Here is a 23,080-nt window from a genome sequence, read left to right on the forward strand (position 1 = left end):
CCGACGCGATCATCGGCAACATCCCCATCGCCATCATCCCGGCCATCGGCAACACACCCGCCACCACCTCCGGATCCACCAACGGCTCCGGCTCCGGCTCCTCCTCCCCACCCCCACCCGACCCCGCACCCGGCGCCTGCTCCACCCGCGGAGCCACCACACCACCCGGCACACCCTCACCCGGAACCGACTGACCCGGAACACCTGCCTGACCAGGCTGCTGACCCGGCACACCGGATGAACCGGGCTGAGACGGAACACCCGACGGACCCGGGACCCCGGCCTCACTGCCACCGTTCGGCTGACCGGAACCGGTTTGCCCCGGCCCAGGCGACCCGGTTTGCCCCGGCCCAGGCGACCCGGACTGCCCCGGCCCGGGCGACGGACTGCCCTGCTGCCCCGGCACCCCACCCGGCCGCGGCCGCTGCTGATCCGGCCGGTGTGTCCACGGTGTCACCGGGCCCGGCGGCGCCTCGGAATCCTCGCCGGTCTCTATCTGTGGTTCTACTTCTGTTGGCGGCATCGCTTACTCATCACATTCCGCTGCCGAGCACTCGTTTCACCCGCACGTCGTTCGCGCTCGGAATGGTCAGCTCGACGAGTTCGCCGGTCGTCGCCTCGGTGGTGACGAGCCGTATGTCGCTGACCGCGATGCCGACCTGGGTCGGCGCATTGTTCCGATAGTTCCAGAAGACCAGGTCGCCCGCCGCTACCGCGGAGGGATCCACCCGCTGGCCACACGCCCCTTGTGCCGCGATGGTATTCGGCAGCACGACAACCGAGGCCTCGCCGATCTGTCCACATGCTCGCCGCGCCGATCCGCTCGATTGTCCTGCGCCGCCTGCAGCCGACGGCTGCTCCGCCGTACCCTCGGTAGTCGCGCATCGGCCCGTTGCCAGTGCGGTCGAGGCCTGATAGATCACCGATCTGGTGAACTCAGCGGCATCTCCCCGGCTACCGGAACCGTTCCGGGCTCCACTCGCCGTCAGCCGTGCCAGCGCGAGCTCGCGGGCGCATTCCGCGGCGATCCCCGAATTGCCGGTCAGCAAGGGAGGATCCTGGCGCGGCGCGTCTCTCATCGCCGTGAGGCAGGCGCGCTGCCAGTCGGAGGCGCTGGTGTCGTCCGGCGCGATGGTCAGTTCCGCGTACGGATTCGTGGTGGGAGTGGCGGTCACCCCACCCACCGGTGCGCTTCGCACGGTCGGTCGGGCTGCCGTCGACGCGCGACTGGGAGTCATCGTCTGGGAAGGGTCTGGCCCCACCGCACTGTCGCACTGATAGTGCAGGTCGGAGGCGATCGCCGATGTCGCGCCGCCGATGACCAACACCATGGCCATTATGAACACGAATACGATTCCCACGCCCCCCAGCACCACCCATATCCACAGCGGCATCAGCACGAACGTCAAGAGACGACCGATCATCGACTACCTTTCTGTGTTGTTCACCCCGGCGCCCGTACTCGGGCCCCGGATGCCGGTCAGGGGTGGTTGCGCTGAAACCTGATCGCATCCAGCAAGCCCTCCGGGATGGGCTCGTCCGGATCGCGGTTGCCTGCAGGCGCTGGGAGGGGGCGAGCGGCACTCGGTTGCGGGAGCGACACCGCCCCTGTGATATTCCGGCCCGCTGCCCACTGGTCCGTTTGGGCGGCTTTGTCGACCTCGGAGCGAAGCGTTCGGATGCGTTGGAAGTCGTTCGGATTCTCTACCACCCAATTGGTGGCCGCCTGGACACGGAGCGCATGCTCGTTCGAGATCCAGCTTCTCATCCGGTCGGCTTCGTTCGCGGTCATCGGAACATCTCGATGCGCGCCGAGTGACACAGTGCCACCTGCAGCCCCACCGCTCGCAATCTCTTGCAGCCTCTCGATGAATGCCGCTTCGGGGTTCCGGATATACGCGAGGCCGAGATGATCCAATTCGGGCCTCTCGAAGCTGACCCCGCCGGGATAATCACCTCGATACCGATCGACGCTGGCCTCCAGCCCGTGAAGCCTGGCCATATACATATGCCGATCATTCGAATTGAAAGCATTCTCGAGATGCTTGTGCGCGGCAACGACGTTTGCAAGGTGCTTCGAGGCGAGCGGCTCCGCGTCGGCATGCCGAATGATGTCGGTTCGGGCCTCGATAGCCCGTTGAGCTATTCGCGCGGGTACACCGGCCATTATGAGGGCGTGATACCCACCGGACTGCGGGCCGCCACTGCCCGACAGGTGCGTGAAGTTCTCCATGGCGAAGGCGGCGCCGCGCTCACTACGTCTGCTGTTGCCGGAGCGTTGGAGACCGCGCCGGGCCGCGTTAGCCGCAGCGACACGATCGTACAGTCCACCGTGTGCGGCCTCCCGCAGATCCTTGGTCTTCAAGCCCTTCTTTTTGTTCCTCTTGTCGATTTGGTCCACGCGAGAGAATGGATTCAACGGATTGAGGCGGCCACCGGCGACCCACGCGGCGACCGGCGAATTATTGAGGGTGCTTATCGCGCCGACCATTGCGAGCGGGGTCATCGAGCCGGCCGCGTTCGAGTTGCCCATGCCCAAACCCATACCCAATGCGGAGCCACCACCGCCTGCGCCCTGTGATGATCCGCCGCTATGTATCGCCGCTCCGATGCGGTTGGTCACCCAGTCATTGGCCTCGTCGATATTTCTGCTCAGCCGCCGTACCTGCACGATGGCGACGACCTCGACGCACGCTCCGATGACGAACACCACCATGATTTGGCCATTCGCTGCTCGAAACAGGCTGCCCAGCAGCAGCTCGTATATACCGAGGGCAATGACGAAGAAGGCCATCTTACCGGCGGCAATGAAGCCGTGGACCACGCAACGGACGGTGAACGTCTGCGTCGGACCGTAGATGTATCCGCCTGCGGCGAACCCGAAGATCGACGCGAATCCATAGTAGATGACGTCGAGTACGGCCCACATGATCTTGAAGGACAAGTACGCGGCGAAGGCCAACAGAATGACCGCGCACAGGAGCAACAGCAGTCCGGCTCCGATCTGACCGGGACCCGGATTGTCCACCGCGGCATACGCGGCACCGTCGCCGCAGGACCTCATTCCGTTCTTCACGCGGTCTTCGCTCCCGGCCGTCATGCCGGCCGACCACGCCGCTCGACAGGACGGGTTGCTGTCCACGACGTGTCCGAAGTTCCACACCTGCAACGGAAGCCGCACGAAATTGTCCGCGTTGGTCGCTTGCACCGTGGCCACCAGCTGGCGCGGGTTCGGGTTGTTCTGCCCGTTCAGACCCGCCGCCACCGAGAGTCCCAGGTCACGTCCTTGCACCAGCAAACCGTGGTCGGACAGCGCCTCGGCCAGCGGGTTGGCCAGGAAGAACACGCCGGCGATCGCGAATACGATCATCGTGACGACCTGCGTAACGGCCTTGGCGTACAGGGCGCGAACGATGAAATAGCCTACGAAGAATGCGCCGATCGCCAGCGCCGTCGCCGCCATCAGGGGTGTCGCGATCTGCACAGTCAGATTCTGGGCCATCGCGCGCAACGGCGCGCTGATCAGATTCAGCCACCCGAAATCCATTGCCTGACCAGGGAACCACACCCCTGTTGTCACGGTGACCAGCCAAAGCGCGAACATTGGTGTCAGGATCATCCACAGCGCGAAATTCCCCAAGTTGAACACTCCGCCGTGATCGACCACCAACATATAGCTCGAGACATTGACTCCTTGAGAATCCTTGACATTCATCCAGCTGGTCGCACTGTTGGGTGCCGCCCCCGGCGCAACTGTGCCGGTCTGCGCGATGGATACCGCACCGACGAGGCCCGGGAAGACGAACAGCACGAAGAGGGCGATGAGAACCCACGCGGTCCGACGGCGACGGCGGGACGCGCCGATCCAAGCCTGGAATCGCCGGAACAACACCTGCGGTCGCCCACGATCGATGTCCCAGAACTGCGGTTCCCACGGCATTCCGAAGGAAGGCTGATCGGTGCGAACGCGCGAGCGGAGAATAGATCTCATCAGCGTGCCGTTCGCTCCGGTAGTGCCGAACGCATGCCATTGGCGCTGGTCGGAGTGCTGGTGATCGCCGCAGCGCGGTCCGGACGCGCCGGGCCGAGCACCTTGCCGCGCCCGATGCGGTTCAGCGCGTCGCGCATGAACATCTCACCCCGGCGCTCCTCGGGAATCTGACGACCGGGGCCGACCGGAGGCGAGGTTTCTTCGCGAAGGATCTGTAACAGGAAGGGCGCTTCTTCCAGATCGACGCCCAGCCACTCCAAGCTGTTGCGCGCCAACGTCTCGTCGCGCTGACGAAAGACGAACCGATTCGGGATGAGGTTGTGCGCCGCGCCCTGGAAGTCGGTGGCCGGGTCGTGCGAGGCAAGTCCGATCGCGGCCAGGTGTTTACGGCCGTCGCGGCTGAAATCAGAGGTGACCGCCGAACCGACCTGCGTCTGCGTGAAGTGGTGCGCCTCGTCGCCTACCAGCAGCCCGAATCTGCCGTTGTCGGAGAGGAACGCCTCCCGTGCCGCGACTCCGACCAGCTCGTACAGCGCGGTGCCGAGTCGTTTGGTCAGCGGCAACCGGTTGTACAAATGCGGGGTGGTGAGTTCCTCGGCGGTCGGCAGTTGCAGGTTGTGACTGCGGACCACGGTCGCGGCGGCATCGAGGCGCAGCGGTCGCAGCTTCGGGTCGAACAGCACAGGTACCCGCTCCACCACGGTGCCGAGGCGCGCCGCGAGATCGGCGTATTCCTCGCCCCGCTCGGGATGCTCCCGTAACCGGCGCACGACGTGGAACAGATCGAGCAGACTCTTGATCTTGTGCTCGGCCATGCCTCTGGGCGACAGCAGATTGCTCGCCGCCGCGCCCGCACCGGAGGTCGGAGACAGATCCAGCAGCGGCAGGATCGAGTCCAGCGCACGTTCACCCGCGACCCGCGGGCTGAACAATCGCAGCGGATCCAGCGAAACCGTCGGATTGGCCAGGTCGATGATGACCGCGTCATCGATCGACCGCGCGAAATGCTCCCATTCGCCGACCTGACTGCGGTCGATGGCCAGGAATTGCCCACCCATGTCGTGCACGAGCACCGCCATCAGCTTCAGGAAATACGACTTGCCCGAGCCGAGTTCACCGGTCACCGCGAACGAGGCGGACAGGTCGTGCAGCGCGGCCTCCATGATGCCGAAGTGGATCGGCTCGAAATGACCCGACAGCAGGTTGACCCCGATCACCGGCCCGCTGTCGTCACCGATCTGACTGGTGGTGAACGGCACGAAACCGGCCCACATGTCCGAGGGAACGATGTGCGCGAAATCGTCGAAGGCCCGGCGGGGCGGGCTGCCGGGAACCAGCATCGACCACAGATCGACCTGCGCGCCGACGGGGGCGGTCATGTCGACCTGGAACCGCTTGTAGCGTCGCTTGAGCGTGTTGACCGCGTCCATGGTGGCGTCCCGCGTCGGTCCGCCGATGGCGATGACAGTGGTGAACGAGACCTCCGATTCACCGCCGTTGACTTCGAAGTGCTGGTTGTATTCGCCGAGCATGTGCGCCTTCGATGCCAGCGTGTTCTGTGCGAACGAGATCTCCTGATCCCGTTGATCCATCTGCTCGCCGAGCCTGCGCAGGCTGAGTTCGTTGTTCTTGAGCACCTCGTCGGCAGGCTTCGTGGAGATCCGCATGCCCCAGTCCACGGTGACGTCGCCGAGTCCCTCCAGCACATTGAGGAACTCGCTGCCGCCGGGAAACGTCATGCCCGCGTACGGGAACGAGTGCGGCGTCAGCATCGCCTGGTACGAGGGTCGGTAATCGAAATCCGGTTGCACCACTTTGATCACGGGCACGAACGACGGCCGGATACGCCGGTTGCTGTCGGCCTGGGCCCCCTCGTCGAGCGCGGCGGCGCGGAATACCGCCGCCGTCGCGTCATCCAGCACGCCGGCCTGGGTCGGCGCCACCGGGTCACCCGCCGCACCGCGAGAGAGATAGTGCTCCCATAGCCATTGGAACAGTGCCGCGGGCACCGGCACCGGATCGAAGTCACCGCCGATCCTGGATAGGATCTCGTTCGCCTTGTCGTCGTATTCGTCCAGGTCGGCGCGGGAAATCGCGGTCGCGTCGATCGTGGGTGTGCTGCCACGCCACAGCCGCGACAGTGAGGACATGCTGGAGTTGCTGGCCCCGACCGGGATCGACAGCAGGAAGATGCGGGTCTGCGGCATGATCGCGTGCACCCGCTCGTAGGAGGCGACTACCTCGTCGGCGTAATCCTCGCACTCGTCCAGGTCGACGCCCTCCACCATCTTGGTGAGCACGTCGATCGTGTTCAGCCGCGCTTGGATACCCAGCAGCAGCGATCCATTCGGCAAGTTGGTGACCAGCGCGTGATGCGCCATCTTCACGTCGTACTTGTCGCCTGCCTTGCGCAATCCATAGCCGAGCGGATTGATGAAGTAGGTCGCGGTGACCAGACCCGAATGGGTGAACTGGAGATTGCCGCGAATCGCGGCCGTGGGCTGAAGATCTCGTCCGAGTGCCATCAGGCGCGTCCTCCGGGGGTTGGACCGCTGTCGTCGTCGTTTCCGTTCAGTCGCCGCCACAGGTCGGTCGCCTTGCTGCCCCCGCTCATCACCTCGAGCAACCGGATACCGGACTTCGGCTCGGCCGCGACCGCCACGTCAGCGCGGTCGGGGAGCAAGAGAACCACCGTTTCCTCGATGAACATGGTGTGGCGCACCGAGTCACCGGTGATCGGCATGCCCGAGGCGGACACCGGCTTGCGGTAGATGATGAGCCTGGTGAGCCAAAAAGCGCGCGAGATCATCCGGACGCCCGTGTATGGCACGAGTCCCAGCACGAAGACCGCGAGGATGGTCATCGCCAGACCCGTGATGAAGGTGACGGCCGGATTGACCGGAAAAGTCATAGCGCATACAGACGTCACCGACATCATCGCCACACCGGCGGCGACCTGGGGCAGGGTGTACGGGCCGAACGGAAGCTTCTGCCCGTTCTGCGCCTTGCCGATCATCGTGGGGACACGTTTGACCGGCGTGAACACCTTGATAACTTGGCTCATCGATAGCCACCGATGGGGTGATCGGGGACGATGAGGTTGGCGTCCGTTCGCGCGTAATTGATGGTCGTTGGCAGAATCCAGATCACCACCCCGGCCATCAGCCCCGATCCGAAGACGACGATGATCCGCGCAGGCGAGAGCCTGGATTTGGCTGCCTCGGAAATCACCACGCCGATCGTGACGATGGCGATGATGATCATCCCGCCCCACCGGACAAAGATCAGGATGCCATAGAGGATGTTGCTCAGATTACCCATGGGGCTGCCTCTCGGATCAGTTCTGCGTCGCCGGCGGAATCGTCACCGTCGGCGAGGAAGACGAGGTCGAAGTGGGCGGCGCTCCGCCGCGTGAATCCTGACCGACCACCACCGCGAGCGGACTCGACAGAGCGGGAATCGGATCTATGGACACCACCTGCCACTGGCCCGCGTTGCGGATCATGGTGAGCGGGTAGGCCAATGTCGCGGCGGCGCCGGTGTCGGCTTTCGGGTTGACGGTGGCCAGCACTTGTGCCTTCGCACCGCCGGAACCGCAGCTCGAATCGTCCGTGGTGAGCGAGGTCAGCTCGACGGCGGTGTAGGGAGGCGGTTTCAACGCGGCCAGCCCGGCATCCGGAGTGGTGTAGCGGGCCACGTCACCGTTTCCGGCCAGCATGGCGTTGAGGAAACCCGTAGCGACCTGGCCGAGCGGTGTGTCCGGTGCGCAGGGCGAGCCGTAGGCCAGCTTGAGATCGACGCCCTTCGCGGGCGGCTCGACCACCGCGGGCATCGACAACGCGCGCAGCCGTCCATCCGACACCGACACCGCGACGCGGTAGAACTGCCGATGTTCCGGCGCGGTGGCGGCGCCGGCTTTGCCGACTCGCACCGACACGGTCACCGACCAGACGTCGACCGCCCCCGTCGAGACCACGCGCGACACATAGGCGACCGACGGGTCGGACACTTGACGCGCGGACGAAGGTAACGTGATCTGCTGATTGGACCCGACGAATTCGCCGATCCGATCCTGTTGCCCCGCAACGGCGGTCAGATAAGTGACGACGAACTGCTCCGCGAAAGAGCTTGCCAATTGCGAGCGCCCGATAATCGCCGTCGTCGAAGCGTCCGACGGCGGAGGTGGAGGGGAGTCGAAGACACTGAGAATCGCGTGGCCGCCGCCGAGCACGGCGAGTACCGCCAGCACGCCGACCACGATGTTGTCACGACGGCGGCGGGCGGCCATCCGGCGAAGCAGTGCCTCACCCGAATCTGCCGGTCCACGAACCACTGTCCTCACTCCCGGAATGGTAGAGAGCACAGGCGTTCTCAACCGGCCGGTAGTTCCCAGTCATGGGAATCAATCGTCAGCAGGCGGGGCTGCTTTTCATCCTGCCCGCCAGCCAATGCCGCAATTGTTCGTCATAACCGATCGGTGCGCCGCACTGCCGGGGTTCCAGCACCTGGCGATGGGTTTCCAGCAACGGAACATCGTCGGCGACGCGAACCAGTTGCGCGATGGCAAGCTGTCTGCTCGAGTACCCGGGATAGGGGTAGAGCAGTAGCGATGTCGGGGTGTAACCGCCGCCGTAGTTGAGCACTCGCAGGGTCACGCCGGCGCTGTCACCAGAGCGCAGCCGGTCGCCGAGTTCCGCCAGCCGGGGACGGTCGTCGGGATGGAACACGTCCACCGGCCGGAAGAGATAGTCCCACCGCACCCATGGCGCGGGATCGGTGAGCCAGTGCGAAATGCTGGTGTGCTCGAGCTGCACCACGGCCAGATGCGTACCCGCCCGGCGGTGCGCCTCGCGCAACCCGATGCGCTCCAGGGTCGGCCACGCCGACGGCGCGTTCTCCGACGTCACGTCCTCGATCAACCACCATGCACCGCGCGTGCGCTCGTCGTCGCGGGCACGAACGGTGATCCGCCACTGAGCCGGGCGACCGAATCCGTGCATCACCGTGGTGTCGAACTGCATCCGCTCACCGGGCTTGGGGTCGTAGAGCAGATCGAGCATTTCCGCGTGCCGATCGAAGCTCGACACCCGGTGGAACAGCTCGGCGATCGACATCCGCGGGACGTATTGTTCCGCGGTGCTGCCCGACAGCCGTGTGATGCCGCTCGGCTGCTGGATGGTCTGACTGGTCAGATCCCAGATGGCGCCCACCGCAGGGCGCAACGCGGGCACCCGCTCGGACGCGGGCCCCAGCCACAGCCGCACCGCATGCACGTCCCCCGCCGGGCCGAAGATCGGACGGATGAGTAGTTGATGCCTTCCCGCCCGCGTCTGGATGGCCAGATCCACGTCCTGCGCTTGGTCGTGCGCGGTATGGATGGCCTCGGTCAATGCCGCGGTCGTGAGCTTGTCGTACAGCGCGGGCATTTTCGACAGCGTTCGCTGCACCACCCGCTGCCAGCTCGCGAACTCACGCGGTGCATCTCCCACCGACGCCACGGACATGCCGTCCGGCGCCAACGTCTCGATAGTCACCCATGGAATCACTGCGCCACTTCGCTTCGCACTTGCCCGACCAGCCGTTCCTCCGGGTCCGCCTCAACCCGGATGAGACATCTTGTGACTCAGGCAATGTACCGTTATTTAGCGGCTCAATCAACCTGCGACCTCGGCCGCCCGTTCTCATGAAGTCTGCGGCACGTTCACGAGACACGCGTAGGGTGTTCATTTTGTTCACGTTAAGTTCCGGAGAAGCCCTCCTCGACCGGCGCACAGGGCAATGGCACATCTGCCGCAAACCGGCATACAAGATCAAAGGAAGCTGCCTGCCGACGCAGACAGCATTCCCCTGGCAACTTCGTACGAGGGCTTGAACTCGCTCCCGCCCAGCGCATTACGCCACGGTGCGATAGCTCAAGCATTCCTTCCGGATAGCGCCAGCACACCCGCGCCCATGATCGTCGCGACCTCACCGAGCTGCGAAGGAATGACGCGCAATCCCGGCAGGAAACTCAGCCGAGCGTGCGTGGCCACCGCCTCGCCGAGCGGTTTCCACAGTGCAGGCCCCGCCTCGGAGAGCGGGCCACCGAGCACCACGAGGTCGAGGTCGAGCAGTGCCGCCACCGAGGCGATCGCCCGTCCGAGCGCCGTGCCGGCCCGGCCGAGCGCCGCGGCGGGAATGTCCTCGCCGACGCGGGCCGATTCCAGCAATTCCGGGACCGACGTGCCCGCCCAGCCCTGCTCCCTGGCCCAGCGCACCATGGCCAGGCCACCGGCGACCGCCTCCAGGCACCCGCGGCCGCCGCAGGAGCATCGATCGTCGAAGCCGGGGACCAGGACATGACCTACGTGCCCCGCATTACCGGTGCGCCCCACCAAGACGAAGCCGCCTACCACGACCCCGCCGGTGATGCGATCGGAGATACTCAGCGCCAGGCTGTCCATCACAGTGCTCGTCGCGCCGAAACCTCGCTCCGCCAGCGCCAGGCATACGCCGTCCAGCGCGAGCGGAACCTGCGCTTCCGGGAACAGCTTCCGCGCGGCTCGGACGATTTCGAAACCCGCTCGCCACTCCGGAACCTCGGAGGGGGCAATCACCCCGGCCGCCATATCTATCGGCCCTGCCGAAGCGACGCCGAGGGCGGTGACCTGGTCACCGCCCGCGACCTCGAGCAGCAGCTCCTGGCATCGGTCCCAGGCGCCCGTCGCCGGGATCGGGATCCTCCGGATGTCGTCGGTGTCGACATCGTCGGCGACTCGGGTCGCCGCGAAGCCCGACGACCCGATCTCCAATGCCAGGACTGTCATGAGTTACGCACCACCGAACGACTCGACGCGAAAAGCTGCACGCAGCATAGTCACAGGCCGTCGGTGCCGGTCGGCTTGAGGGGCTGCCCGAGCACGATGTGCCGACGAGGCGCGGGAAGCGTGGACACGGTGCGCAGCGGACGCGGTCCGGTGCGGATGATCCGCATGGGACGCTTGTGGTCGATCGGCGCGGCACGGTGCCGGTCCAGGTTCTCGATGACGCTGCCCGAGTTGTCATAGGCGACACCCGCCCAGATCATCGCGCGGGGACCGTCTCCGCGGGTGGTGAGAGCCTGCGCCAACTGCTGGCACTGTGCGAGCAATGGGCAACTCTGACAGGTGCGTACCGCTGCTCGCCAGGCATCCGGATTCCCGGTGTCCATGTCCCAGTTGTCCGGGACGTCGGCGCACGGGGGCCGCTGGTTCGACTTTGCCGGAATCGACGAGACCTTTGCTGATGCAATGGATCCCGTGTCCATCGGAAGGGTTCGCGTAATGCTCATAGCCATCTCCGGGGATGCCGAGCACACACCTCTGGCAGGTGCGTGGCCCATGGATCGGACGGTCATCAGGGCTGCTCAACAGTCCCCGGAACCCAGCCGCGATAAGCTGGTCTACGCACGGTAGCCCACTGTTGCCCAGCACACAACCTCTTGTACCGCTATGTAACGGCTCGTTGACCTTGAAGCAACACACAGCTACCGTCTTTAACGGCACGTTATGAAACGGACCATTTTCCACGGGGGCCCGACTATGGTTTCCTTTTAAACATGGCTGCAGACTCTGAATTCACGATCGACGAACTGGCACGGGCAGCCGACACCACCGTGCGCAGCGTCCGCGTGTACCACGAGCGAGGTCTCCTGCCCTCGCCGGAGGTGCGCGGGCGGATCGGGTACTACGGGTCGGACCATCTCAACCGCCTGCAAACGATCAGCCGTCTGCTGGGTCGGGGCATGAAGCTGAACGGGATCAGAGAGCTGCTGGAAGCCTGGGACCGCGGCGACGGACTTGCCGATGTACTGGGAGTGAAGAACGCGAACGCGGCCGAAGCGGACGCGGAAGCAATCACCGAGCCACAGGACAGCTACGCCGAGTTGCCGGAGTACGCCAAGCAGGCGCTGGCCTCCAGCGAGGACCCGCTCGAGGCCTACCGGGTCACGAATCCCCGGTGCTGCGATCTGGCCACCCGGCTCACCGACACCGGGCTGCCGATGCAGGACACGTTCCAGTTGGTCGAACGTCTGCGCGCCGACTGCGATCGCATCGCCGACCGCTTCGCCACCGAGTTGTTCTTTCGCCTGGCGGGGCAGACCTACGAAGACTCCGCGCGGACCCCGCGAGACCGCACCAAGCTGGAGACCGACCTGGCGATCGCCCGTTTGATCGTCACCCGCGCCACTTCGGAGCTGATCGACCAAGCGTTCGCCCGGCACTCCGAGCTGCCGCCGTCCACGGTGGCCTCCAGCCCACAGGCGCAAGCAGAGCAGTGACGGCGCGGTCACGAACCGACCGTTCTCCTATTTCCATCCGGCACTGTCGAATACTTACGTAGACATTCGCATTCGGGCCTTTTCGACCCGTGCGCCGGTCGCCGTAGGCGAATGACTCGCAGCCCGGTTCCGGCGGGACGAACACGACGCCCGGCGAATCGCTGAACATACCTACGTAGGAGCAGTGCCGAAGAGTTGCCACGGGATGCCCGGCGGCGACGCGGCGCCCCTCCCCCCGACTCGGTGCATCCACCCCGGCCGTTCTCCCACACGTGCGAAACCCGGTGGGATACGTAGGTATACCGATCCGAAAAGACACGGCGGAGCCGCCGCTATCGCCGAGACCCGAGGACGAATCCCGCCCCCGAACGATGGTCGGGGTGACAGGATTTGAACCTGCGACCCTCCGCTCCCAAAGCGGATGCGCTACCAAGCTGCGCTACACCCCGTGGCCCTCGCGGCGGCGGGGCGGCCGCCGACGAGGATGAATGCTCCGTGGAGCGGGTGACGGGAATCGAACCCGCACCATCAGCTTGGAAGGCTGAGGTTCTACCATTGAACTACACCCGCAGGCATACGACACCGATGGGATCGCCACGATGTCGTGTGCGATCCGACTGTACCGAACCCGGCTTCCGAAACGCCAATCAGCCCCCCGCGCAGCGAGATCTCGCAGGTTGCCCGGCGGAGCGCTCCAGGGTTGCCGCTCCCAGTGTCGCACGGCGGGGCCGCCGGCACACGGTGACGCGCTCGAGAAAATTTAAAGGTTATTTTTCATTGAAACTCTGGCGTGTCGGAATCCGGTGGGCGAAACTCGAATGACACACTTGTCACCCCAAGAACATCGCTCGAGGGATTCCCGATGAGGACCGCACGACTCGCCGTCACGGCCGACACACTCGGTGCGTCGCCGAGCCACGGCCGCGCGGCCGGGAGCGACTCGACACGGCGCACGCGCGGACGAGGTCCATCCCGCGAACCCTCGGCCGATCGCAGAGCAACCCGTCCGCAGGGAGCGTCGGCGCATCGAGCGGCCATCCCACCCCTCCCGCCGGTGCGCACCGCGCCCCCGGCCGAGGCGGGCTCCGGTGTCGCGGCCCGAAGCGACGGCGTAGGCGACCCGCAGCGTATCGACCGGCCCACCACCGGTAAGCGACTACCCTCGGAACACTCGGCACAACCATTCGGAACACGACAGGGAAGACGAGGACGTCGCGTGCGGGAACAGATTCTCGTGAGGCGGGCGGCGCCGGGCCGGACCGGACCGTCGCCGTTGCTCGCGCACCATGCCCCGCACCCCTCCCGCAGCGTGTCGCCAGCGCGTCGCGGCGCGATTTTGCAGCGAACGAGAATCGGGTGTAACACCAACGCGACGGGAACGATCACATACCCGATCGCTGTTCGCGAGGTATCGAGAACACGTTGCAAATCAGCGCTTTTCGATGCCGAGTGGCTTGCTAGGATCCTTTTTGCCGGACGGGGGTATCTGGAAAGGGGGCGGTGAGCGTGCGCCGAACCAGGTGGACACAACCGCGTAGCAGTGGGAACGATCAGGGTGACGCCGGCACCTGTGTGACTACAGGGCACCTGGGTACCGACGTCACTCACACCGGGTGAGTCCGATGTCGACCGACATCGAGCCCCCGGTAGCCGCCATGGCCCGCGCCTGGGCCCGTGCGGTCTGCGCCGAGCCCGGTTCGGGCGCGGCGCCCCAGCACTTGGAACCGGTGCTGATCGAGATCGTCGAGCGCTTGCTCAGGCTCGCCAGGTCCGAGCCGTTCCCGGTGCCCGAAGCACGGATGCTCGGTGCCCGGCTCGCCGAGGCGCCGTTCGACCGGATCCGGATGCTGGCGCAGGCCACGCGCTGGCTGCTGGGTTTCCCCTCCGGCGCGCCCGGTTCCCTGGTGGCCACCCGCTGGCCGTTCATCGCCAGCCAGGCCATCGACAGTTACGCCCAGGCGCTGCAGGAGCGCGCCCTCGCCCAGCAGGAGCAGAACCTGTCGGCCAAAGTGTCGCTGCGGGTGCAGGAGATCGCCGCCTTGCAGCACCGGCTCCGCCACGAGGCCACCCACGACGCGCTCACCGACCTGGCCAACCGGACGCTGCTGCAGGACAAGGTGCGGCTGATGGCCACCGACCCCACCCGCGGCGTCGGACTGCTGCTGATCGACCTCGACCGGTTCAAGCAGATCAACGACGGCTACGGACATGCGATCGGCGACGAGGTGCTCGTCGAACTGGCCGGCAGGCTGCGCGAAGCCTGCCCCCCGGACACGGTGATCTGCCGGTACGGCGGCGACGAGTTCGTGCTCGCGACCAACCCCCGCCACAACAACCTCGGCGATCTCGCGCATCGGATCGTGGCGGCCCTGCGTGACCCGGTCTGGTCGTCGGCGGGGCCGGTGCCCGTATCCGCCAGCGTCGGCACCGCCTACAGCCCGCCGGGCAGCCCGATCGATTTCACCGACCTGCTGCGCCGCGCCGACCGCGCGATGTACTCCGCCAAGACGGCAGGCGGTCGCCGCTTCGCTCTCGCGGACGAGCCGGACATCGACACCGCCGTCGCGGGCTGACCCGCACCGACCGGCCGGGTCAGCCGGGCTGACAGGTGGGACACCAGAAGAGATTCCTGGCCTCCATCACCTGATGGGCGATCGGGGTCCCGCACAGCCGGCACGGGGCGCCCTGGCGACGATAGACGTAGGTGCGCGGACGATCCTTGGCGTACGACGGCTCGCCGTGATCGTGTTCGGGCCGCACTACGACCATCTTCCCGACGCGCACCCCCACCCGCATGAGCGCGACGAGATCCGACCACATCTGCGCCCATTCGCCCGCGGACAGCCCCGTGCCCGGGCGGTGCGGCGAGATCCGATGCCGGAACAGCAGTTCCGCGCGATAGACGTTACCGACCCCGGCGACTACCTGCTGGTCCATCAGCAGCGCGCCGAGCGGCCTGCGGGAACGCTGGATGCGCCGCCATGCCCGGTCGGGGTCCGCGCCGCGCCGCAGCGGGTCCGGGCCGAGCCGGTCGGTGAGCGCCGCCACCTCCGGCGGCAGCAGGATCTCGCACGCGGTGGGCCCGCGCAGGTCGGTGCCGAAGCCCGGCTGCCCGTCCCGGCCCCCGAACATGCGCATCCGGACCTGTCCGACCGGCTCCCCCATCGGCAGCGCGGATTCGGTGAAGGCGCCGTACAAGCCGAGATGCACGTGCACGACCAGGCCCGAGTCGTAGTGGTGCAGCAGATGTTTGCCCCACGCCTCGGATTTCGTCAGCACCTGCCCGTCCACCCGAGCCGCGCCCGCGGCGAACTTGCCCTGCGGGCTCGACACCCGCACCACACCGCCCGCGAGGCGCCGCTGATGCAGCCGCGCGAGGCGGTGCAGGGTATGTCCTTCCGGCACAGCCCGTTACGACCTCGGTGCGCTCAGTACGCGGGGACCGCGGGGGCGACGCCGGTCTTCTCGTACTCGGCCAGGATGTCGATGCGCCGCTGATGGCGCTCCTCGTCCGACCACGGGGTGGACACGAACGCGTCCACGATGGCCAGCGCTTCCTCGGTCGAGTGCATGCGGCCGCCGATACCGATCAGTTGCGCGTTGTTGTGCTCGCGGGCCAGCTTCGCGGTCTCCACGCTCCAGGCCAGCGCGCAGCGGGCGCCGGGCACCTTGTTCGCCGCGATCTGCTCGCCGTTGCCGCTGCCGCCGAACACCAGGCCGAGGCTGCCCGGATCGGCCACCGTCCGGCGGGCCGCCTCGATGCAGAAGGCGGGGTAGTCGTCGAGCGCGTCGTACTCGAGCGCACCGCAGTCGACGACCTCGTGACCCGCCTGCTCCAGATGGGCCTTGACAAGATTCTTCAGTTCGAAACCGGCATGATCGGCACCCAGGTAAACGCGCATGGCAGGCATTGTGTCAGGCGGCCGCCGTGCGGGCGGCAAGAGGGCGTCCCCCGCGATTAACACCGGGGCGGGCCTGCGCGAATCGACTGATACGCCAGTTGTGTTGGTGGCCACAGGGCCCGGTGACACGACCGACGCGCCAGCCCCGTTCCCGGCAACTGAATAGAGTTCATCCCATGCAGCCGTTCGAACCCCAGCCGCCCGACCAGGCGGGCCGACAGGCCGACCCGTATGCCCAGCAGGGCGGGTGGGTCTCGGCTCAGGACACGCCTGCCGCACCCTATGGACGGCCGTATACCTCGGGCTCTTACCCTGCCGCTCCCCCCGCGTACCCCGCGCCGTACGGGTCCTACCCCGGCGCTCCGATGCCGCCCCCCGGGCCGCCGCAGCGGCAGCCTCGCGGTCTGTCGCCCTTCGGCATGCCCGCCCGGCACAGCTGGGAGATCCCGATGCTCGTCGTCGTGGTGGTGCTGACCGTGTTCGCGTACCTGATCGCGCTGGCGCTGCTCGCCACCGGGAACTTCGACCAGTACGTCCTGGCGTTCGCGGCCGCTCCGCTACTGCTGTGGTTCGGCCGCGGCGTCAACTACGCGGGTCAGCGGGTCAACGGCGTGCGGATGTCGCCGACCCAGTTCCCCGAGGGCTACCAGATGGTGGTGGACGCCGCCGCCCGCTTCGGCATGGCGAAGGTGCCGGACGCGTACGTGGTGCTCGGTAACGGCCAGATCAACGCGTTCGCCAGCGGACACGGCTTCCGGCGCTACGTGGTGGTCTACAGCGACTTGTTCGAGATCGGTGGCGCCGCGCGCGAACCGGACGCGCTGGCGTTCATCATCGGGCACGAAGTCGGCCACATCGCGGCGGGACACACGTCGTATTGGCGGCAGCTGGGCATGTTCCTCGTGCCGTTCCTGCCGATCATCGGCAGCAGCCTGGTCCGCGCGCAGGAGTACACCGCCGACAACCACGGTTTCTGCAATCGGCACACCGGGGCGTCCGCCGCCATGGGCACCCTGGCCGCGGGCAAGTACATGAACAGGCTGGTCGGCTTCGACGAGATGGCCGACCGGGCGGTCGTCGAGAAGGGATTCTTCGTCTGGATGGTGAACGCCCTGTCCAGCCATCCGGTGCTCACCTGGCGGATGTGGGCGCTGCGCGACCGCAGCAGGCACGGGAAGTTGTTCCTGCGTCCGGCACCACCCGTGGGCGCGAGCGTGCCCGCGGATGGTTACGCGAGCTCCTACGGTCAGCTACCGGCGAGCCCGCCGAAGTCCGTGCTGTGAGGATGCGCGGGTGCCGCACGTCGGCACCCGCGCACGGTGCTCAGTCGAACGACGGATCCTCCGTCCGCGTGCGCTTCAACTCGTAGAAGTGCGGGTAGGACGCCAGCAACACAGCGCCGTCCCAGACCTTGCCCGCCTCCTCGCCGCGCGGGATCCGGGACAGGACCGGGCCGAAGAACGCGGTCCCGTTGATGTGGATGGTCGGAGTGCCGACGTCCGGCCCAACCTTGTCCATGCCCGCGTGGTGGCTCTTGCGCAGCGCCTCGTCGTAGTCGGTGCTCTCGGCGGCCGCGGCCAGCTCGGCGGGCAGGCCCACCTCGGCGAGCGAGTCGGCGATCACCGCGGCGAGGGACTCCTCGCTGCTCTCGCGTTCGTACTCGGCACGCCGGTTGTGGATGCGCGTGCCCATGGCGGTGTACAGCGGCAACAGGACCTTGTCGCCGTGCTCCTGCGCCGCGGCGATCGCGACGCGGACCGGACCCCAGCCCGTGGCGAGCAGTTCCTGGTACTGCGGGGACACGTCCTTGCCCTCGTTCAGCACCGACAGGCTCATCACGTGGAAGCGGGCTTCGATGTCACGTACCTGCTCGACCTCGAGAATCCAGCGGGACGTGATCCAACACCACGGGCACAGCGGGTCGAACCAGAAATCGACGACGTCCTTGGTGGCTTTGTCGGTCACGGGCGGCTTCCTCTCGATCACATCTGGACGGACGGCGGACACACGCGGCCGCCCTACCGAGCAACCACGGCGGCTCGCGATTCGTTCCCATCCGCGGGGCCGTTTTCCCGAGCGACGCGCACGGCTGCCAGTAGGGTTGGTCGGCAGGAGCTTGGTTCCCTTCGGAGAAGGAGTCCGCGATGAGTTCTGACCGGCGTTTCGTCATCGTCGGCGGCGGGCTGGGCGCGGCCAAGCTCGCGGAAACGTTGCGCGCCAAGGATTTCGACGGAACCGTGACGCTGATCGGGGCCGAGGAGCACTTGCCCTACGAGCGGCCGCCGCTGTCGAAGGAGCACCTCGCGGGGAAGAAGTCGCTGCCCGAGTTCACCGTCGTTCCCGCGCAGTGGTACCGCGACCACCACGTCGAGGTCCGCCTCGGCACCACCGTCACCGGACTCGACCCCGCGGCGAAGACGATCACCCTGCCCGACGATTCCACCCTGCCCTACGACAAGCTCGCACTCGCCACCGGTTCGACGCCGCGGACGCTGCCGGTTCCCGGCGCCGACGCGCCCAACGTGTACACGTTGCGGACCATCGAGGATTCCGACACCTTGATCGAACTGTTCGGCAGCGCGCGCCGGATCGTCATCATCGGAGCGGGCTGGATCGGCCTGGAGGTCGCGGCGGCCGCGCGCTCGGCCGGGGTCGAGGTCACCGTCGTCGAACGCGCCGACCTACCGCTGCTGGCGGTGCTCGGCCCGGAGATGGCCCAGGTCTTCGCCGACCTGCACCGCGCCAACGGCGTCGATTTCCGGTTCGGCGCTCAGCTCGACGCGATCACCACCGAGGAGGCCATCGCCACCGACGTCGCCAACGGCGTCCGGCTCGCGGACGGCAGCACGATCGAAGCCGACGCGATACTGGTCGCGGTCGGCGCGCGCCCGAACGTCGATCTGGCCGCCGACGGCGGGCTCGCGGTGGACGACGGCGTGCTCGTCGACGAACGCCTGGCCACCAGCGATCCGGATATCGTCGCGGTCGGCGACATCGCGGCGCAGCAGCACCCGGTCCTCGGCAGGCGGATCCGGGTGGAGCACTGGGCGAACGCACTCAACCAACCCGCGGTCGCCGCCGCGACCATGCTCGGCGAGCAGGCGGCCTACGACCGGCTGCCCTACTTCTTCACCGATCAGTACGACCTGGGCATGGAGTACACCGGGTTCGCCGCACCGGGTGAATACGCCAGGGTCGTCGTGCGCGGCGATACGGCGGCGCGCGAGTTCGTGGCGTTCTGGCTGGACTCCGGCAACCGGGTGCTCGCCGGGATGAACGTGAACGTCTGGGACGTGACCGACCGGATCAAGGAACTGATTCTCGCGGGCGATCCGGTCGACCCGGACCGGCTGGCCGACACCACCGCCAAGCTGTGACGTGGATCACCGACAAGTTGTGTCGAATCCGCGCGCGGGTCTCCGACCTGCTTGCGAGCGTCACCGGGGCGCTCCACGCGGCCGGAGGCCGGAAAAGAGGACACGAATCGTGAAGTACATGCTGCTGAAGACCTACGGACCTACCGCGTACTGCGACACACCGATCAACGAATGGTCCCCGGAAGAAATCCGAGCGCACATAGACTTCCAGCGCGCGCTGGGTGCGCAGCTGGCCGAGGCGGGCGAGCTGGTGGACGCGCAGGGGTTGGCCGGGCCGGACGAGGCACGGATCGTCAATTCCGACGGCCGGTCGGCGCCGGTGGTCACCGACGGGCCTTTCCCGGAGACCAAGGAGTTCCTCGCCGGGTACTGGATCGTCGACGTGGACAGCCCCGAACGGGCCTACGAGATCGCCGCGCAGGCCTCCGCCGCCCCCGGTCCGGGCGGCAAACCGATCGGCGAGTACATCGAAGTTCGCGCGGTGATGGGCGCCCCCGCCACCGAGCAATGAGCGACCGGCGTGCGGTGCCCGACGACACACCGCTCCCGGCGAGCACCGAGGACCTGCTGCGCGCAATGGCGCCGCAGGTCCTCGGAACGCTCCTCCGCCGCTTCGGCGACTTCGACACCGCAGAGGACGCGTTGCAGGAAGCGCTGCTGGCGGCCGCGACCCAGTGGCCGAAGGAGGGCCTGCCGGACAATCCACGGGCCTGGCTGATCCAGGTCGCGCAGCGCCGCATGGCCGACGCCGTGCGCGCGGAGGTCGCCCGGCGGCGCAGGGAGACCACCGCCTTCGACCGCGAGGTGACCGACGCCGTCCCGGTGGACAACGACGACACGCTCACCATGCTGTTCCTGTGCTGCCATCCGGCGCTGTCGCCCGCCGCCGCCATCGCGTTGACGCTGCGCGCTGTGGGTGGCCTCGGCACCGACCAGATCGCCCGCGCCTTCCTGCTGCCGGAAGCGACGATGGCGCAGCGGATCACCCGGGCGAAGAAGAAACTGGCCACGGTCGAGCGGCCCTTCGCGCAGCCGGGTGACCAGCGGTGGCGGGAGCGGCTCGGCGCGGTCCTGCACGTGCTGTACCTGATCTTCAACGAAGGCCACACCAGCAGCTCGGGGCACACCTTGCAGCGGACGGACCTGTCCGACGAGGCGATCCGGCTCACCAGGGCGGTGCACCGGCTGCTGCCCGAAGACCCCGAGGTCACCGGCCTGCTCGCATTGATGCTGCTCACCGACGCCCGGCGCGCCGCACGCACCGGTCCCCACGGCGAGCTCATCCCGCTGGCCGAGCAGGATCGCGCGCTGTGGAACCGGGCGCTGATCACCGAAGGGACGACTCTCGTCACCGGCACGCTCGCCGGCGGCCTGCGTGGCCCCTATCAGATCCAGGCGGCCATAGCGGTCCTGCACGCGCAGGCCGCGCGTGCCGAGGACACCGAGTGGGCCAAGATCCTGGCGCTGTACGACCGGCTCGAACAGCTCTCGGACAATCCGATGGTGACGCTCAACCGGGCGGTGGCGACGGCGATGGTGGCGGGGCCGCAAGCCGGTCTCGCGCTGGCCGAGGCCCTCGACGGCCGGCTGCCGGGGACCCACCGGCTCGACGCCGTACGCGGCCACCTGCACGAGATGGCCGGTGCGGTGGGCGCCGCCATCGATTGCTACACCAAAGCCGCCGCCCGTACGACGAGCGTCCCCGAGCGCGACTACCTCACGATCCGCGCGGCACGGCTGCGCCAGGAAGCGCGGGCGAATCTCGCCGGGTGAGGCGGAGTTCTGCACGGTCAGCGGCATGAACCCGGGCGGCTCGGCAGGCTATCAGCGCTCGCCCGGCCGCACCGCGCCATAGGGGGCGACCCTCGCGCGGCTCTGTATGGGAGCGACCGAAGCCTGCGACCGATGATGACGGCGCGTTCGTGGCAACGGCTGCTCCGGCGACGCGCCCGGCAGGACGGCCGAGAAGGCTCGGCCGAGCACGACCGGGCAGACTACGCGTGTGGCAGGCAGACACAGTGCGGGAGTCCTTCTCTTCCGCCGGAACTCCGACGGCGCCGTCGAGGTGTTGCTCGGGCACATGGGTGGTCCGTTCTGGGCGCGAAAAGACCTGGGCGCATGGTCGATTCCGAAGGGCGAGTACGAACCGGAGACGGAGGACGCGCGAGCCGCGGCGAGCCGCGAGTTCACCGAGGAACTCGGACTCCCGGTCCCGGACGGCACGTGGCGGCCGCTGGGCGAGATGCGCTACAGCAGCGGCAGGAAGGTTCTCACCGCCTGGGCCGTCGAAGGCGATCTCGACCCCGCCGCCGTGGCGCCGGGAACCTTCGAACTGGAATGGCCGCCGCGCTCCGGCCGGTTCGCGCAGTTCCCGGAGATCGATCGCGCGGAATGGTTCGACACGGCCACCGCGCGCGACAAACTGGTCGCCGGCCAGCGGCCCTGCCTGGACCGGCTGGCCGAGCTGCTCACCGACTGAGCGTTACCGCGGCACGCCCGCCCAGGTCCGGCCGGTGATGAGTTCGTAGGCCTCGACATACTTCTCGCGCGTCGCCGCAACGACATCGGCCGGGATCTCCGGGCCGGGCGCCTCCTTGTTCCAGCCCGTGGAGGTGGACCAGTCGCGAACGAACTGCTTGTCGAACGAACGCTGCGCGCGGCCCGGCTCCCACTCGTCGGCGGGCCAGAAACGCGAGGAATCGGACGTGAGCACTTCGTCGCCGAGGGTGAGCACGTCACCCTCCCAGCCGAATTCGACCTTGGTGTCGGCGACGATGACACCCCGTTCGGCGGCGTGTGCGGCTCCGCGGGTGTAGAGGTGCAGGGTCAGCTCGCGCAGCCGCTCGGCGACCTCGCGCCCCTCCTGGTTCACCACGTCCGCGAAGGTGATCGGCTCGTCGTGTCCCTCGGACGCTTTGGTGGTCGGGGTGAAGATCGGCTCCGGCAGCTGGTCGCCCTCGCGCAGGCCGGGCGGCAGCGCGACCCCGGACACCGAGCCCGTCCGCCGGTATTCCACCAGGCCCGAGCCGGTCAGGTAACCGCGCGCGATGCACTCCACCTGCACCATCTTCAACGGCTTGACCCGGATGCCGCGACCGGCGAACTCGGCGGGCACGTCGGTCGCGGAGACCACGTGGTTGGGCACGTCGGTGAAGTACTCGAACCACCAGTTCGACAGCTGCGTCAGCAGTGCGCCCTTGTCCGGGATCGGCGTCGGCAGCACCACGTCGTACACCGACACCCGGTCGGAGGCGACCAGCAACAGCGTGTCGCCGTCCTCGTACAGGTCACGCACCTTCCCGGCGTGCACATGCTTCAACGTCGAGCCTCCGAATCCGTGGTGGTGAACCTGTGCTGTAGCAGGCACAATACCGCCGCCTCCGAGCACGGCCGTCGCGCCGCCCGGGTCGCACCGCCGTCCCGGCGCGCAGGAGGGCCCGCTCATCGAGGTTTGTCGGGAAAGTCCCGCGCGGCCCGGTACGCCGAGGTGGCATTGTGGGTGTCGCCCGTG

The 23,080-nt window shown here is 67.4% G+C and carries 20 protein-coding genes, 2 tRNA genes and 1 pseudogene; 8 read left to right on the plus strand and 15 right to left on the minus strand.

Translation table 11 applies throughout. The annotated features are described in order from the left end of the window. A pseudogene (locus tag ABZ420_RS26995) lies at positions 1-194 on the plus strand (hypothetical protein); the annotation flags it as partial. A gap of 339 nt (positions 195-533) precedes the next feature. Here the strand turns inward: ABZ420_RS26995 and ABZ420_RS27000 are convergent. From ABZ420_RS27000 to ABZ420_RS27040, 9 genes are all read right to left on the minus strand, one after another. Then, complete coding sequence (locus ABZ420_RS27000) at positions 534-1,424, minus strand: hypothetical protein (protein WP_357128188.1); 891 nt, start codon at positions 1,422-1,424, stop codon at positions 534-536. A gap of 56 nt (positions 1,425-1,480) precedes the next feature. After that, the gene (locus ABZ420_RS27005; protein ID WP_357128191.1) at positions 1,481-3,940 is read right to left on the minus strand and encodes a hypothetical protein; all 2,460 of its coding nucleotides are present in this window, start codon (positions 3,938-3,940) and stop codon (positions 1,481-1,483) included. A 50-nt stretch (positions 3,941-3,990) separates the two neighbouring features. Next, positions 3,991-6,516 carry an ATP-binding protein gene (locus ABZ420_RS27010; protein ID WP_357128194.1) on the minus strand — a complete coding sequence of 842 codons (2,526 nt, stop codon included), beginning with the start codon at positions 6,514-6,516 and terminating at the stop codon, positions 3,991-3,993. Beyond that, positions 6,516-7,055, minus strand: a complete 540-nt coding sequence (locus ABZ420_RS27015) for a hypothetical protein (RefSeq protein WP_357128197.1) — start codon at positions 7,053-7,055, stop codon at positions 6,516-6,518. Before ABZ420_RS27015 ends, ABZ420_RS27010 begins: the two co-directional genes overlap by 1 nt. Beyond that, complete coding sequence (locus ABZ420_RS27020) at positions 7,052-7,312, minus strand: hypothetical protein (RefSeq protein ID WP_039796594.1); 261 nt, start codon at positions 7,310-7,312, stop codon at positions 7,052-7,054. The genes ABZ420_RS27015 and ABZ420_RS27020 overlap by 4 nt, the downstream gene beginning before the upstream one ends. 16 nt (positions 7,313-7,328) lie before the next feature. Continuing rightward, positions 7,329-8,333, minus strand: a complete 1,005-nt coding sequence (locus ABZ420_RS27025; RefSeq protein ID WP_357128199.1) for a conjugal transfer protein — start codon at positions 8,331-8,333, stop codon at positions 7,329-7,331. A gap of 67 nt (positions 8,334-8,400) precedes the next feature. Next, entirely contained in the window at positions 8,401-9,525 is a 1,125-nt protein-coding gene (locus ABZ420_RS27030) for a GAF domain-containing protein (RefSeq protein WP_357128202.1), read from the minus strand. Positions 9,526-9,903: 378 nt separating this feature from the next. After that, positions 9,904-10,797: an ROK family protein gene (locus ABZ420_RS27035; RefSeq protein WP_357128205.1), complete on the minus strand. Its 894-nt coding sequence runs from the start codon at positions 10,795-10,797 to the stop codon at positions 9,904-9,906. 50 nt (positions 10,798-10,847) lie between these two features. Beyond that, positions 10,848-11,300: a hypothetical protein gene (locus ABZ420_RS27040; RefSeq protein ID WP_157107009.1), complete on the minus strand. Its 453-nt coding sequence runs from the start codon at positions 11,298-11,300 to the stop codon at positions 10,848-10,850. A 267-nt stretch (positions 11,301-11,567) separates the two neighbouring features. Between ABZ420_RS27040 and ABZ420_RS27045 the strand changes: the two genes are divergently transcribed. Then, on the plus strand, positions 11,568-12,290 hold the full coding sequence (locus tag ABZ420_RS27045; protein ID WP_357128208.1) for a MerR family transcriptional regulator: 723 nt from the start codon (positions 11,568-11,570) through the stop codon (positions 12,288-12,290). Positions 12,291-12,662: 372 nt separating this feature from the next. Here the strand turns inward: ABZ420_RS27045 and ABZ420_RS27050 are convergent. Further along, positions 12,663-12,739: transfer RNA gene (locus ABZ420_RS27050), tRNA-Pro, on the minus strand. Positions 12,740-12,786: 47 nt separating this feature from the next. Beyond that, positions 12,787-12,860 (minus strand) — tRNA-Gly (locus ABZ420_RS27055). Between the two features lie 1,052 nt (positions 12,861-13,912). Here ABZ420_RS27055 and ABZ420_RS27060 point away from each other — a divergent pair. Continuing rightward, entirely contained in the window at positions 13,913-14,863 is a 951-nt protein-coding gene (locus ABZ420_RS27060) for a GGDEF domain-containing protein (RefSeq protein ID WP_040865435.1), read from the plus strand. Positions 14,864-14,882: 19 nt separating this feature from the next. Here the strand turns inward: ABZ420_RS27060 and ABZ420_RS27065 are convergent, their stop codons facing one another. Further along, positions 14,883-15,695 carry a DNA-formamidopyrimidine glycosylase family protein gene (locus ABZ420_RS27065; RefSeq protein ID WP_357128211.1) on the minus strand — a complete coding sequence of 271 codons (813 nt, stop codon included), beginning with the start codon at positions 15,693-15,695 and terminating at the stop codon, positions 14,883-14,885. Between the two features lie 23 nt (positions 15,696-15,718). Next, a complete protein-coding gene (locus ABZ420_RS27070) occupies positions 15,719-16,192 on the minus strand; it encodes a ribose-5-phosphate isomerase (protein ID WP_062977163.1) in 474 nt (157 codons plus the stop codon). A gap of 365 nt (positions 16,193-16,557) precedes the next feature. On the opposite strand from ABZ420_RS27070, the gene ABZ420_RS27075 reads away from it, so the two are divergent. Continuing rightward, positions 16,558-17,475 (plus strand): M48 family metallopeptidase, encoded by a 918-nt coding sequence (locus tag ABZ420_RS27075; RefSeq protein ID WP_357128362.1) that lies wholly within the window; start codon positions 16,558-16,560, stop codon positions 17,473-17,475. A gap of 40 nt (positions 17,476-17,515) precedes the next feature. Here the strand turns inward: ABZ420_RS27075 and ABZ420_RS27080 are convergent, their stop codons facing one another. After that, entirely contained in the window at positions 17,516-18,157 is a 642-nt protein-coding gene (locus ABZ420_RS27080; protein WP_357128214.1) for a disulfide bond formation protein DsbA, read from the minus strand. A gap of 179 nt (positions 18,158-18,336) precedes the next feature. Here ABZ420_RS27080 and ABZ420_RS27085 point away from each other — a divergent pair, with 179 nt between their 5' ends. From ABZ420_RS27085 to ABZ420_RS27100, 4 genes are all read left to right on the plus strand, one after another. Then, a complete protein-coding gene (locus ABZ420_RS27085) occupies positions 18,337-19,569 on the plus strand; it encodes an FAD-dependent oxidoreductase (protein ID WP_357128217.1) in 1,233 nt (410 codons plus the stop codon). Positions 19,570-19,678: 109 nt separating this feature from the next. Then, positions 19,679-20,080: a YciI family protein gene (locus tag ABZ420_RS27090; RefSeq protein ID WP_174371789.1), complete on the plus strand. Its 402-nt coding sequence runs from the start codon at positions 19,679-19,681 to the stop codon at positions 20,078-20,080. Beyond that, the gene (locus ABZ420_RS27095) at positions 20,077-21,342 is read left to right on the plus strand and encodes a DUF6596 domain-containing protein (protein ID WP_357128221.1); all 1,266 of its coding nucleotides are present in this window, start codon (positions 20,077-20,079) and stop codon (positions 21,340-21,342) included. Before ABZ420_RS27090 ends, ABZ420_RS27095 begins: the two co-directional genes overlap by 4 nt. Before the next feature lie 229 nt (positions 21,343-21,571). Next, positions 21,572-22,048: an NUDIX domain-containing protein gene (locus tag ABZ420_RS27100; protein ID WP_357128224.1), complete on the plus strand. Its 477-nt coding sequence runs from the start codon at positions 21,572-21,574 to the stop codon at positions 22,046-22,048. A gap of 3 nt (positions 22,049-22,051) precedes the next feature. Here ABZ420_RS27100 and ABZ420_RS27105 read toward each other — a convergent pair whose 3' ends face one another. Next, entirely contained in the window at positions 22,052-22,888 is an 837-nt protein-coding gene (locus ABZ420_RS27105) for a phosphoribosylaminoimidazolesuccinocarboxamide synthase (RefSeq protein WP_357128227.1), read from the minus strand. Positions 22,889-23,080: the final 192 nt, after the last annotated feature.

The sequence above is a fragment of the Nocardia sp. NPDC005745 genome (assembly GCF_040630775.1).
In the GTDB taxonomy this organism is placed as follows: Bacteria; Actinomycetota; Actinomycetes; order Mycobacteriales; family Mycobacteriaceae; genus Nocardia.